11 protein-coding genes are annotated in these 12,577 nt (G+C 70.0%); 6 read left to right on the top strand and 5 right to left on the bottom strand.

Features of this window, described 5'->3' with window-relative positions; genetic code table 11:
- Position 1: 1 nt before the first annotated feature.
- Positions 2–1,588 (top strand): hypothetical protein, encoded by a 1,587-nt coding sequence (locus HV824_RS08865; protein WP_368738039.1) that lies wholly within the window; start codon positions 2–4, stop codon positions 1,586–1,588.
- A gap of 77 nt (positions 1,589–1,665) precedes the next feature.
- Here the strand turns inward: HV824_RS08865 and HV824_RS08860 are convergent, their stop codons facing one another.
- A complete protein-coding gene (locus HV824_RS08860) occupies positions 1,666–2,250 on the bottom strand; it encodes a hypothetical protein (RefSeq protein ID WP_176423064.1) in 585 nt (194 codons plus the stop codon).
- A gap of 290 nt (positions 2,251–2,540) precedes the next feature.
- Here HV824_RS08860 and HV824_RS08855 point away from each other — a divergent pair, with 290 nt between their 5' ends.
- Both HV824_RS08855 and HV824_RS08850 read left to right on the top strand, forming a co-directional pair.
- Entirely contained in the window at positions 2,541–3,905 is a 1,365-nt protein-coding gene (locus tag HV824_RS08855; RefSeq protein ID WP_176423063.1) for a sigma 54-interacting transcriptional regulator, read from the top strand.
- A 138-nt stretch (positions 3,906–4,043) separates the two neighbouring features.
- Positions 4,044–4,688 (top strand): DUF3332 domain-containing protein, encoded by a 645-nt coding sequence (locus HV824_RS08850; protein WP_176419161.1) that lies wholly within the window; start codon positions 4,044–4,046, stop codon positions 4,686–4,688.
- 105 nt (positions 4,689–4,793) lie between these two features.
- On the opposite strand, the gene HV824_RS08845 is transcribed toward HV824_RS08850, so the two are convergent.
- On the bottom strand, positions 4,794–5,369 hold the full coding sequence (locus tag HV824_RS08845; RefSeq protein WP_176419160.1) for a hypothetical protein: 576 nt from the start codon (positions 5,367–5,369) through the stop codon (positions 4,794–4,796).
- Positions 5,366–6,712: a hypothetical protein gene (locus tag HV824_RS08840; protein WP_176423062.1), complete on the bottom strand. Its 1,347-nt coding sequence runs from the start codon at positions 6,710–6,712 to the stop codon at positions 5,366–5,368. Before HV824_RS08840 ends, HV824_RS08845 begins: the two co-directional genes overlap by 4 nt.
- A gap of 134 nt (positions 6,713–6,846) precedes the next feature.
- On the opposite strand from HV824_RS08840, the gene HV824_RS08835 reads away from it, so the two are divergent.
- A complete protein-coding gene (locus HV824_RS08835) occupies positions 6,847–7,503 on the top strand; it encodes a gluconate 2-dehydrogenase subunit 3 family protein (protein ID WP_176419158.1) in 657 nt (218 codons plus the stop codon).
- On the top strand, positions 7,500–9,152 hold the full coding sequence (locus tag HV824_RS08830) for a GMC family oxidoreductase (protein WP_176419168.1): 1,653 nt from the start codon (positions 7,500–7,502) through the stop codon (positions 9,150–9,152). The genes HV824_RS08835 and HV824_RS08830 overlap by 4 nt, the downstream gene beginning before the upstream one ends.
- Positions 9,153–9,154: 2 nt before the next feature.
- Here the strand turns inward: HV824_RS08830 and HV824_RS08825 are convergent, their stop codons facing one another.
- Entirely contained in the window at positions 9,155–9,661 is a 507-nt protein-coding gene (locus HV824_RS08825; RefSeq protein WP_255207876.1) for a hypothetical protein, read from the bottom strand.
- 31 nt (positions 9,662–9,692) lie between these two features.
- Between HV824_RS08825 and HV824_RS08820 the strand changes: the two genes are divergently transcribed.
- Positions 9,693–10,115, top strand: a complete 423-nt coding sequence (locus HV824_RS08820) for a hypothetical protein (protein WP_240358091.1) — start codon at positions 9,693–9,695, stop codon at positions 10,113–10,115.
- Positions 10,116–10,177: 62 nt separating this feature from the next.
- Here the strand turns inward: HV824_RS08820 and HV824_RS08815 are convergent, their stop codons facing one another.
- A complete protein-coding gene (locus tag HV824_RS08815) occupies positions 10,178–12,568 on the bottom strand; it encodes a hypothetical protein (protein ID WP_176423061.1) in 2,391 nt (796 codons plus the stop codon).
- Positions 12,569–12,577 lie beyond the last annotated feature (9 nt).

Raw genomic sequence — 12,577 nt, 5'->3', positions numbered from 1 at the left:
GGTGTGGGCGGGCTGTGGCTCGGGGAGTGACACGACGGGGGCCGAGGACCTGGACGTCCCGCCCTCGGAATCCCCCCAAGCCCCGGAAGGCGATGCAGGCACGCCGGACTCGGGCACGCCGGATTCAGGGACACCGGGTGACGACGGTGGCACGCCCGACGCGGGCGAGCCGGATTCAGGCACGCCGGATGACGATGGTGGCACGCCGGACGACGGTGGCACGCCGGACGGGGGCCCCGAGGAAGTGCCCCTGCCCACGCCTTCCGCGGCGAACTGGGAGTTCTTCGGCCGCGAGGCGGGCGGCCCCCGCTTCATCCACGGCGTGAGCGCGGACGCCTCCGGCAACATCTGGGTGGCGGGCGGCGAGGAAGGGCTCTTCGTGATGAAGAAGGGTGAGCGCACCTTCCGGCGCTACACGATGGCGGAGGGCCTGCGCCCGTACGGCTACATGCCGGACGGCAGCGCGCCGCCGGGGCCGAAGTACCTCAAGGTCATCTCCGTCGCGGGCGCTTGGAACGACACCGTCTTCGTCGGCTACGAGGGCATGCCGGGCGACGGCGCGCTCCACTGCGAGAACAACTGGGACAGCAACGCGCCGGACCCGGCGCGCTACAAGAGCGGTGACGCCGACCGCGTCTCACTGCGCGCGGACGGCACGCTCGACGTCGTGCACTACGACATCTTCTCGGGACCGGACGTCGTCGACGCCGAGCTCCGGGGCCGCGAGAAGCTCTGCAACATCTGGCGCATCGCCTATGACGCGACGACAAACAGCGTCTGGTTTGGCGCCAACCACGGCCTCGCCCGCGGCGATGCGGACTACCGGGGCGACCCGACGTGCAACGGGCAGTTCCACTGCTGGGGCGTCGAGGAGCACTCGCACCCGGGCGTCAACGCGTACATCTACACGAACCCCACGGCGGACCGAGCCCAGTACGGAGAGGACCGGAGCCAGTGGCGGGTCCAGCCCGCGCTGCTCACGGACGCGTACTGGGGCCTGGGCGTGCGTCCGGACGGAGACGTCTGGGTCGGCGGCGCCAACCGGACGACGCGCTACTTCTACGGCACCGTCGGGAACGACTTCTGGGAGGGCCAGACGCGCACGGAGTCCCGGGCCTACGCGTGGAACCGCATCGACATCTGGAAGGACGCGGTGGGCGAGGAGCGCTACTCCCGTCCGGAGCAGCGCACGGATGACCTGGTCTCCGGCATCGCCGTCGTGGGCACCTCCGCCTGGGTGGGCTCCTTCGGCCACGGCATCGCGGAGCTGAACGACAGCGGACAGGTGGTGCGCACGCTGAAGAACGAGCTGGCCGCGCCGCACGTGGCCAGCGTGGCGGCGGACCCGGCCAACGGCAGCGTCTGGGCTGGCCATAGCTGGGGCGGCGGCCTCTCACGGGTCCGGGGCGGCTCCGTCTCCCACTACGGCCTCTCCGTGCTCGGACCTGAGCTGTCCAGCATGCGCGTACCGGACATCCAGGTGGACCGCTCCGGCCCGCGGCGCCGGATGCTGGTGGCCTTCCAGGGCGCCACGCTGAGCGACGGCACCGTGATGCCGGGCACCATCGGCATCTACTCCGGGGACTAGCGGTCTTTCGGACGGAACGTGGGTGGCGGTCGGGCTTCTTCACGGGAGCCCGGCCGTCGCCTGTTCGCGATGCGTGACTATTTGTACCAGGGGTACGTCAGGTTGGCGGGGAGCAGGAAGCCCCACCCCGCGTCGATGACGATGGGGCCCTCGCCGGGCCTGCCATACACCTGCACCGGTACCTGGGTGACACCTTCCTTGCATGGGTACTGCAGCGGTTTGTCCCCCTGGCGGAAGTGCACGTCCCGGAGCACCACGCGCAGTCGCTCCGGGCTGTACAGGGTGGCGACGAACAGGAAGTGCTCGTCGTCTCCCGGCACTCGCTTGCGCTCCACCGTCATCAGCAACGACGTCCGTTCATCGGACTCCACGCTTCTCACCAACCTCCGCGTGTAACGGGGCGCCAGCCAGAAGGCGGCCAGACCGATGACAATCAAGAGACTCCCCCAGATGGGGAGCTGGGCGCTGAACGGCCATCTGTACCTTCCGGAATCGAGCGCCCGCTGGAACGATGACGCGCCGTAAAGCACCGCCAGCGCCCCCAACGCCACGCCCACGCCGGCCCAGCGGAAGGAGCCCGCGAGGCGCTGTCGCAGCGCATCAATCAACTCGTCACGGCTCCCCTGCACAGGCTTCACCTCGGGACGCGCATCCGGAACCACGGAGAACCTCCTGGTTCACTGCCCCGCGTCCTAAATCGCCCCGCCGCGCGGCGATAGCCTCCGTCGACCGCGCGCCGCTCCTGCCAAGCGTGCAGTTCCGCCCTCCGCGGGCCAGCGGCCTTCACGAGCCGCCGTGTGGCGACGCCGGGCTGCCCCGCCTTCGTTACGCCACGGGAGCCCGCCCCGCCCGCCTCCGGTCGGCCCCCGCATGGCCGGCTGCTGGGCGGGCATCGTCCTGAGGGACAGGAAGTCACCATGGAGCGCGAAGCCGTCTAGAATCCCCGCCGGCCATGCCCGCTCTGCCCCCCGCACCCATCCCCTCTCACACCGTCGTTGGCGCACGGACCCAAGGGGAACGGCTCTCCGCCCAGCTCTTCCACCTGGTCCTGCTGGACACCGAGCGCGCCGGCACCGTCTTCCCCCTGGCCAATGAAGCCCTCCGCGTGGGCAAGGCCCCGGACAACGACGTCGTCATCGACCACCCCACCGTGAGCCGCAACCACCTGGTGGTGCGCCGCCAGGGGGACCGCTTCCTCGTGCAGGACCTGGGCTCCACCAACGGCACGTTCCTCGACGGTGCCCAGGTGCGCGAGGCCTTCCTCCGCCCCGGCGCCCTGCTGGAGGTCGGCGACGTCCGGCTGCGCTTCAGCCCCCAGGTGTCTCCCGTCCAGGTGGAGCCCATCCTGGAGGACAGGCTGGGTGACCTGGTGGGCCGCAGCCTGCCCATGCGGCAGATCTTCGCGCTGCTCCAGCGCATCGCGCCCACCGACTCCACCGTGCTGCTCGTGGGTGAGACGGGCTCCGGCAAGGGCGCCGCCGCCAAGGCCACCCACAAGCTCAGCCCCCGCGCGGGCGGGCCGCTCGTCGTCTTCGACTGCGCCAGCGTGTCCGACTCCCTCATCGAGAGCGAGCTGTTCGGCCACGAGAAGGGGGCCTTCACCGGCGCGGTGAGCCAGCGCGTCGGCTGCCTGGAGCGCGCCAACGGCGGCACCCTCTTCCTGGACGAAATCGACGACCTCGCCCTGGACCTGCAGCCCAAGCTGCTGCGCGCCATCGAGGACCGGGAGTTCCGCCGGCTCGGCGCCTCCACCCCCATCTCCTTCGACGCGCGCATCATCGTCGCCAGCAAGAAGGACCTGTGGGCGGAGACGCAGGCGGGCCGCTTCCGCGAGGACCTCTACTTCCGCCTCTCCGTCTTCACCGTCAGCCTGCCCTCGCTCAGGGACCGCAAGGAGGACATCCCCCTGCTGGTGGATGCCTTCGCGGGCGAAGGCGTGTGGCCCCGGCTGCCGGAGAAGATTCGCGAGCAGTTCACCGGGCACACCTGGCCGGGCAACGTGCGCGAGCTGCGCAACGCCCTGGAGCGCGCCCGGCACATGGTGGACATTCCGGAGCTGGCCGGGGACACCCTGCTGCGTGAGTTCACCCGCGAGCCCCCCGCCGCCGCCGGAGACTCCCTGCCCGTGGAGTTCACCGGCCCCTTCAAGGTCTGCAAGGACGAGCTCATCCGCGCCTTCGAGCGCGAGTACCTCACCCGGCTCCTGGGCCGCGCCAAGGGCAACATCGCCCGCGCCGCCCGCGAGGCCGAGCTGGACCGGAAGCACCTGTACTCGCTGCTCCACAAGTACGGACTCGTTCAGAGCGAGACGGACTGAGGCGCCCGCAACGTCCGGGCGCGTCGGACTGGCCAACAGCGGACGGAGTGTAGAAGCGGCTCGTGACAGCCCTGCGGGCCGTGGCATGTTCGCGGCGCACTGGGAGTCAAGCCTCCCCCCTCTAGGAGACGTCAAAGAATGAAGCGTCCGTCCCCCTGGCTCGCCATGCTGTTCGCCGGTTTCATGTCCATGCACGCCACCGGCTGCTTCGGCCAGTTCCAGCTCACGCAGAAGATCTGGAACTTCAACAAGAACATCTCCGGCAACAAGTTCGTGCAGTGGCTGATGTTCCTCGTGCTCACCATCATCCCCGTCTACGGGCTGGGCGCGTTCATCGACGCCATCGTCATCAACAGCATCGAGTTCTGGACGGGCAGCAACCCCGTCGCCAGCGTCGACGGCGCGCCGGAGACCACCCGCATCGTCAAGCTGAGCCCCACCGACACGCTGCGCCTGTCGCGTGACGTGGAGACGGGCGTCATGCGCATGGCGCTGGAGCGCGAGGGCCAGGAGACGATGGTCCGCTACTTCGAGCCGCTCGAGGACGGCATGGTGGTCCGCGACGACGCCGGCGCCATGCTCATCCAGGCCCAGGAGGCGACGGACGGCGCGGTGGCCGTGACGGACGCCGCCGGCACCACGCTGACGGTCCACGCCCGTGACGCGCTGGCCGTGGCCCGCCGCGTGTACGAAGAGGGTGGCGCGCAGGCGCTCGCGCAGCACGCCGTGTCCCAGGCCTCCGTGTCCCAGGGCCTGGCCAGCAACACCTGCGTGGCCCAGTAGTCACCACGCCCAAGGCTCGCTGTTCGGAAATGTCGGGACATTCACGGCATCAAAACCCCCGACATTCCCGAACAGCAGCCTGCCCGACGTGCTCCGGCCCCTTCCCTATTCGGGAGGCGTGCCCGCGTCGGGAGGCGGAACGCCGCCGTCGAGCAACTGGCCCGGCTCCGGGCCGAAGCTCGCGTCCTGCGCGACCACGGAGAAGGTGCCTTCCAGGTTGCGGCCAGCGCCAAAGCCATCACCCCGGATGAAGGACATGGAGAAGTCTCCGCGCGTGGGTTCGCCCGGGTTGCCTCCAGACTCCAGTTGCAAGTCACCCTTGTTCACCGGCCCGAAGACGCGCGCGGGCTCGCCCGCGTTGAGGTGCACCACGGTGGCCCGAGCCTGCCCCGAGGGCGTGGTGCCCGCGAGGTCCACCTTCGTCCCGGGACGCAGGTCCAGTCCCTCGGTGGACACCGTGAGGCGGACGACCAGGTCCACGTCCAGGTCGTTGTTCCGGTAGTAGCTGACCTGGAACGCCTCCGCGTTGCGCAGCACCTCCACGCGGGACACCTCCAGCGGGAAGAGCTCAGACACGCTGCCGGCCAGCGAGTTGTCCGCGAGGCCGCACGCGGCCAGCCCCGCCCCGGCCATCAGGGCGGACAACCCCACGGCGGCCAGCGCGCGGGCCGCGCGCGTCATCGCTCCACCGCGAGCTTCAGCACGCCCTTGTCCTGCGCCACCACCGGCGCCCGGTACAGGACGACGCGCTTGCCGTTGGACAGGTACGCCAGCTTCGGCGACCAGCCACCGCCCGTGTCCACCAGCGTCTCCCGCCAGTTGCCCTGGATGCGCGTGGAGATGACCAGCGCGTCGTCATTGGGGTTGCAGCTGGTGTCATTGCGGCCGGACTCGGCGGCGCAGATGTAGAAGGCGATGGACGGCTCGTGGTGGACCGGGTCGAAGGCGAGCGACGGATACCAGCCGCCCGTGCCGTTGTTGAACACGGGGTCCGGCGAGGACCAGTCACCGGTGGCCGTGCAGGCCGTCCCCGTGGTGTCGGCGCAATCCGTGTACGTGAGCTTGTCGCCGTTCTTTTCCAACACGGCGATGCCGAATCCCGCCTCCGCGTCGTAGGCCAGCGAGGCGCCAAGCTGCGTGTTGCTCACCGCCTGCACACGCACCGGCGCCGTCCACGTCAGCCCGTCCGGGTTGCGGCGCTGGAAGTGCACGTCCGTGCCGGTGGCCTGCGCGCCTTCGGGCGCCTTGTCGTGCACCACGGCCGGTTGCGAGCCCGCCATCACCAGGGAGATGTGGGCTCCGTAGCCATGCTTGTTCTCACCCGAGGACATCGCCACCCGGCGCTGCCAGTTGGTGGGGCCGCCGCTGGCAATCTCCAGGTCGCTGCTCTCCCAGTCCTGACGTCCGAAGTTGCCGCTGTGTCCGTCGCGGTATGCGACGATGGCCTCGCTCCCGTTGAAGACGATGGCGGGATTGAGCCCGACGAGGAAGCCCACGTCCGTCACGGGATTGACGGGCTGTGCCTCGTCGGAGCGCCGCACGACGACGCGCTCCGTCCAGGCGCCAGAGGCACTGCGATAGGACACCGCCAGGTCGCTCTGGAACCAGAACGACGAGGGCTCTTCGCGGTCGCCGCCCAGGTACGTCACCACCGGCTGGCCGTCCGGTCCGAAGGCCACGGACACGCCGTACACGCGCTGCGTGGTGGAGATGCGCTCCGCCGCGCCGAGCTGCCCGCCGTTGAACTCGCGGTACATCAGGTCCGAGTTCTCCACGTTCTCCGTCGTCGTCCCCGTGCGGACGAAGTACGCCATGCCGATGCGGTCCTGAGGGCCCACTGCCATGGCGATGGTGGAGATGGGGTCGAACTGGCCTTCGTCGGAATCCACCACGAACTTCGCGAAAGACGAGGTGTCGGTCGGACCGCCGTCGGGATTGCCGCCCGCGTCAGGGAGCAGCGGGTTGCCGTCCTTGTCACATCCCAATGCGAGCACCAGGCCCAGCGCCCAGGCATGCCGTTTCATGTGCCACTCCTCGTGTGTTGTCGGCCCTGCACGTCGTGGTGGCATCCTACGCCAGCGCCGCGCGGCGGGGAGCGACCGAGCATGTCTTATGAATCCAGCGCGAAGCGCGCGCGTGCGCTAGGCTCGCGCGCCGTATGACACGTGCGCATTCCAACCGGGGGCGCCTGTCCCGGCGCTCCCTCATCCAGCGGCTGACCTTCCTGGGCGGAGGCGTGGTGCTGCTCGGCCCGGCCTGCAAGCGCTCCTCCGAGTCGAAAGACAAAGCGCCCCCCACGGACCCCGGTCCGCTGGCGGCGAAGCAGGACGGCCAGGGCCCGCGCACCTTCTCCTCCTTCGAGTACGCCGTAGTGGCCGCCGCCACCGAGCGCGTCCTCCCGAGAGATGAAGACCCGGGCGCCCTCGACGCGAACGTCCCCGTCTACATCGACCGCATCCTCCAGACACCCGAGCTGGAACCCGTGCGCGAGGACTTCCTCTCCGGCGTGGCGGCCCTGGAGCGCCGCGCCCAGCGCATGCACAAGAAGGGCTTCGCCGCCCTGACGGCCGAGCAGCAGGACGAGCTGCTCACCCTCTTCAAGGACAGCCCGCCCCGCAGCGGCGAGGCGCACTTCTTCGAGCTGCTGACGGTGATGACGCTAGAGGGCTTCCTCGGGGACCCGTCCTACGGCGGCAACCAGGGCAAGGTGGGCTGGCGGCTCATGGGCTTCGACACCGTGGGAACCCTCGCCTCCGCGCCGCCGGAAGGCCACGACGGGCCCAAGTGCCTGCGGGAATGCGGGGTCCACCGGTGAGCCTGCCCGAAGTGGACATCTGCATCATCGGCAGCGGCGCGGGCGGGGCGCCCATGGCGCTGGAGCTGGGCCGCGCGGGCTTCAAGGTCGTGCTGCTGGAGAAGGGCCCGCACTACCAGCCCAAGGACTTCATCCACGACGAAATCCTGAACAGCCGCCGGAACTTCTTCATGCCGGTGCCGTGGGAGGAGCCGCACCTGGTGCGCCAGGGCGCGAAGGGCCGCTATGAGAAGACGAGCGCGGCGTGGACGGCCAACTGCGTGGGCGGAGGCACCGTCCACATGAGCGGCTTCTTCTACCGGCTCAAGCCGGTGGACTTCCGCCTGCGCTCCACGCTGGGCGCCGTGCCCGGCAGCACCGTGGCGGACTGGCCCATCTCCTACGAGGAGCTGGCCCCCTTCTACGACAAGGCCGAGGCGGAGCTGGGCGTGTCCGGCGAGTCCGTCCCCCACCCCTTCGCCGAGCCGCGCAAGGGCCCCTACCCGCTGCCGCCGCTGGACGTGCACCCGGTGGCGAAGGAAATCGACAAGGCGTGCGGCGCCATGGGCTGGCATTCCCTGCCCACCGCGCGCGGCATCCTCAGCAAGCCCTACCGGGGCCGGGCGCCGTGCTCGTACTGCGCGCTGTGCGGCAGCTACGGCTGTGAAACCGGCGCGAAGAGCGGCACCCACGCCAGCCTCATCCCCGCCGCGGTGGCCACCGGCAACGTGGACCTGCGCCCCAGCTGCATGGCGCGCACGGTGGAGGTGGACAAGCAGGGCCGCGCGCGGAGCGTCGTCTACATTGACGCGGACGGCGTGACGCGCGAGCAGCCCGCGAAAATCATCGTCGTGTCCTGCACCGCCGTGGAGAGCGCGCGCCTGCTGCTCAACTCCACCTCCAGCCGCTTCCCGAAAGGCCTGGCGAACGGCAACGGGCTGGTGGGGCGCAACCTCACCTTCAGCTCGTTTGGTGAGTCCCACGCCACCTTCCGCCTGTCGAAGCAGTCCGCGGCGCGGCCGTGGCTGAAGGACCCGTCTCCCTTCGTGAACCGCAGCCTCCAGGACTTCTACCTGCTGCCCGACGCCCGCTTCGGCTTCCGCAAGGGCGGCACGCTGGGCTTCATGTGGGCGCACCCCAACCCCATCCACGCCGCCGTGGGGCTGGCGGGCAAGGGCGAGAAGGCCCTCTTCGGCAAGGCATTGAAGGACAAGATGCGGGAGTACCGCGACTCACGCATCCTCCAGTTCGAGGTCTACGCCGAGTTCCTCCCCACCGCCGGCACCTACGTCAGCGTGGAGGACGGCGTGAAGGACCGCTACGGAATCCCCGTGGCGGCCATCACCGTGGACCGGCACCCCATGGACCTGGCGGCCACGCGCTTCCTGGTGGAGCGCGGCGAGGAGGTCCTCCTGCGCCTGGACCCGGATGACGTCCGGCGCGGCACCACCAGCGGGGAGACGTCCATCCTCCAGCACGGCACCTGCCGCTTCGGCGACGACGCGGCGACGTCCGTGCTGGACCGCGACTGCCGCGCCCACGAGGTGCCCAACCTCTACGTGGTGGACGGCAGCTTCATGCCCACCGGCGGCAGCGTGCCGTCCACGCTCACCATCAGCGCCAACAGCTTCCGCGTGGCGGACCATCTGGTGCGCAAGCTCAAGGGCTGACGCTAGCGATTGCGCAGCGGCGTCACGTCCACCTTGATGATGTAGCGCGCCTGCATGTCGGACTCGAACTCGATGAGGTGGTCGCCCACGCCCGTGAGCTCCGCCTCCTCGGTGAAGGCGCCCTGCCGCTCCATCACGTCCAGCACCGCGCGGCCCTCCGTGGCCCTGCGGATGCGCGCCCGGCAGCCCTCTTCATGGAAGAGCATCACGGTTTCGCTTCCCGCCGCGGTGACGTCCTCCAGGAAGAGGCTCACCTTCACGGCGGAGGCTTCCTTCAACTGGACGATGACCTGCTGCCGGCCAGGGAAGCGGCCTTCCGAATAACTTTCCGAGCCGAGAATACAGCCCGCCACGCGGTCGCACACGGGCCAGGCCGCGCCGCAGGTGTCCTTCACACGCGCGCCAATGAAGTCTTCGCGCGTGCCGTCGCAGGCGCCCCAAAGCGACGCGAAAAGCAGCACCGCTGCTGCCTGGGCCTTGCGGCCAAACACTGTTACAACCGGCGTCATCTTCAGACCCTCATGCGAGGCGTGTATGTCCATGCGACTGCGTACCCGTTGGCTCCCCATCATCTTCTTCGCCCTGGCTGGCTGTGGGAACGAAACGGAGCTTCCCCAGGCGCCCACTCTCTTCATCGACCGCCCGGCGCTGACGTTCAACCGCGAGTTCGAGCACGGCACCTACGTCGGGCAGACGACCTTCAACTCGCTCGCCATCCAGAACCGCGGCCTGGACCCGCTGGACATCACCGCCATCACCCTGTCGGCGCCAGGCGTCTTCACCCTCCAGCTCCCCGAGGGCTTCTCCCCGGGCACGCCGTTGCGGCTGGAGACGTATGAGCGCGCCTTCCTGACGGTGGCCTTCCGGCCCACCGATGACACGGAATACGACGGCACGATTACCATCGAATCCAACGCCCCCCAGCAGGTCATCACCCTCAACGGGCTGGGCGTCGCGCCCTGAAGTCCTCGCGGACCACCGCGTGACGGGCGGGAGCCAGCGCTCCCGCCCCGCCGCCGCCAGGCTCATGGCTGGTAGGTGAAGTTGCAACCTTCGGCGTAGTTCTGGATGACGCCGCCATCCGCGTCCGGCGTCGTCCCACCGTCGGTGACGACCGGGCACGACACCGTCGACCCGCCATCCACCGGGTAGCTCTGGGGGTAGTCCCCATGACCGGTGCGCAGCGTGTAGTTCACCCGCTCGTAGTCCAGCCGCTCCGACGCCGTCACGTCCACGCGCAGGGTGCCGCCGCGGATGAAGCGCCGCTCCAGGCAGCCGCAGGCATAGGGCGCCAGGGTGACGACGGTGGAGTTGGGACGGTCCTCCAACTGGTAGAGCGGCTGCAGGCTGCTGGTGCCCGCGTTGGACGGCGTGTGCCAGGCCCGCAGCGCATCCGAGCGGTAGCCCAGCGTCAGCGGCCCGCGGTTGCCCGTGCGCACGGGCGTGCAGGTGCCGACACCGGCGTCCGTCGCATCCCCGTCGCAGAAGGTCAGGTCCAGCGCCAGGCCGTGCGGCGTACCACCGTCAGCCAGCTTCGCCACCTCCCACTGGAGCAGCCACGTCCGGTCCTCCGGCGGCGGCACCGAGGGCAAGTCAAACACGTACGAGTCCATGTCGGAGGGCACGGCGTCGTAGTCCAGCGGGCCGCGCACCCCCAGCCCATTGACGCGGTCCGTGCCGCTGCGCAGCCGGCCGTGGCCATGCGACAGCTGGCCCGTGACGGAGAACTCCGCCGTGTCGGGCGGCGACGGGAAGGCCGTGGTGGACGCGAGCGTCCGCGCCACCGGCGCCTCCGCGCCGTCGACGTAGCGAGACAGCTCGTCCGCGTCCTCCGCGTCCCAGCTCACCTCCAGGCGGTAGTCCTTGTCGTCGACCCACGAGCCGTTGTCCTGCACCAGGAACAAGTACGTCACCGCGCCGGCATGCGCCGGGACCGGGACGACCCCCCGGAAGTTGCGCAGCCCGGTGAAGCGCGAGTTGCCCACCGCCTCCTCACGCGACGAGTGCACGCACATGGGCGCGGGCAAGTCCGTGCGGCGGCAGAAGCCATCCACCAAGGCCCGGGCGTCGGGGTTCTCCGAGAAGTCACGCGGGCAGACGGCCGCGTTGGTGGCGCAGTTCTCCCGCCACTCGCTCAGGTTGGCTCCGACGGAGCTCAGGGTGAACACATGCAGCACGCGCGAGGCCGTCACCGGCAACGCGGGGAAGCGGCCCCCCGTCTCCAGCGGCACCAGCCGGTAGCGCAGCAGCGTGGGGGCGCTGAAGGCCGGCAGGCGGATGGAGTACCAGTCCCGGTCGGAGACGTAGCCCAGGCGGCCGGTGAAGGAGGCCGTCGCACCGGCGCCGCCGGGCGTGGCGCTGTCGAAGTTCCGCGCGGTGGCCTCCTGCACCCGGTCATTGCCCATCCGGTCATCGACCGTCACGACGCGGTCCGGCGCGTCCTCCTCCTCCAGCACGCGCACCTCCACCTCATAGGGCTGCGAGAGGTCCCCCTGGGCCGTGTCCCGGTCATTGGTGCCGCGGTAGCCCTTCACCACCAGCGTCCACCGCCCCGCGTGCCCCACCTTGATTTTGCGCGCGGTGGCCAGCTCGCCGCCGCGCACCTGGGGCAGCACCACGCCTTCGTCTTCCTTCTCCATGAAGCGCGGGCGCCACAGCTCGTAGGACAGGCGCCAGTTGGGAACGAAGTCCAGGTTGGGCGCGACGACGCGCACGTAGGCCACCTTCCCCACCTCCAGGTCGAAGGCGTAGTGGTCCACGTCGTTGTCGGTGGCCAGGTAGCCGGTGGAGGCGCCCATCAGCATCTCCCCCGACTGCGTCAGCACCAGCGGGGTGGCCGTCTCCGGCGTGTCGTTGGGCTCCTGCGCGTCCGGGTTCTGGTCGATGCGCACCGTCAACCGGTACTTGCTGCGCGCGTCGTAGTTGGGCCGCGACGGCACGTCCGGCGCGTCCTGCACCAGCACCAGCAGCGTCTGGCTCTCCAGCCCGTCGCGCAGCGGCAGCACGATGTCCACCGGGCGGGGCGCGCCCTGGGCGTGCTTGTCCTCCTTCTTCGCCAGCGCCCCCTCCGTCCCGTCCAGCTGCGGGCCCAGAATGGTGACGGACAGATTCACGGCGGTGCTGGACGCCAGGTACGTCCCGTTGACGTTCAGCAACGTGCGGGCGTTGGTGCCGGGCGGCAGGACGACGCGGTACCAGTCCTGGTCACCGGCGCGAGGCTCGCTGTCCAGCGCCAGGAAGCGCTCCAGCGGCTCGCCCGGCTTGAGCTCGCACTCGGGCCGCGTCAGCGCCTCCTCGCGCGAATTGCACAGGTCCTCCACCACGGGAGTCCCCGCGTCCGGCGTCTCCCCTCCTCCGGACGAACAGGCGGCGAGGACGAGCAACGCGAGCGGCAGCAGGCGAACGGAGGTGGGCATGGCGTCGGT

This window comes from Myxococcus sp. AM009 (assembly GCF_013372605.1).
GTDB lineage: Bacteria > Myxococcota > Myxococcia > Myxococcales > Myxococcaceae > Myxococcus > Myxococcus vastator.
The sequence above is the reverse complement of the archived record's forward strand: the minus strand, read 5'-3'. Positions and strand labels throughout refer to the sequence as shown.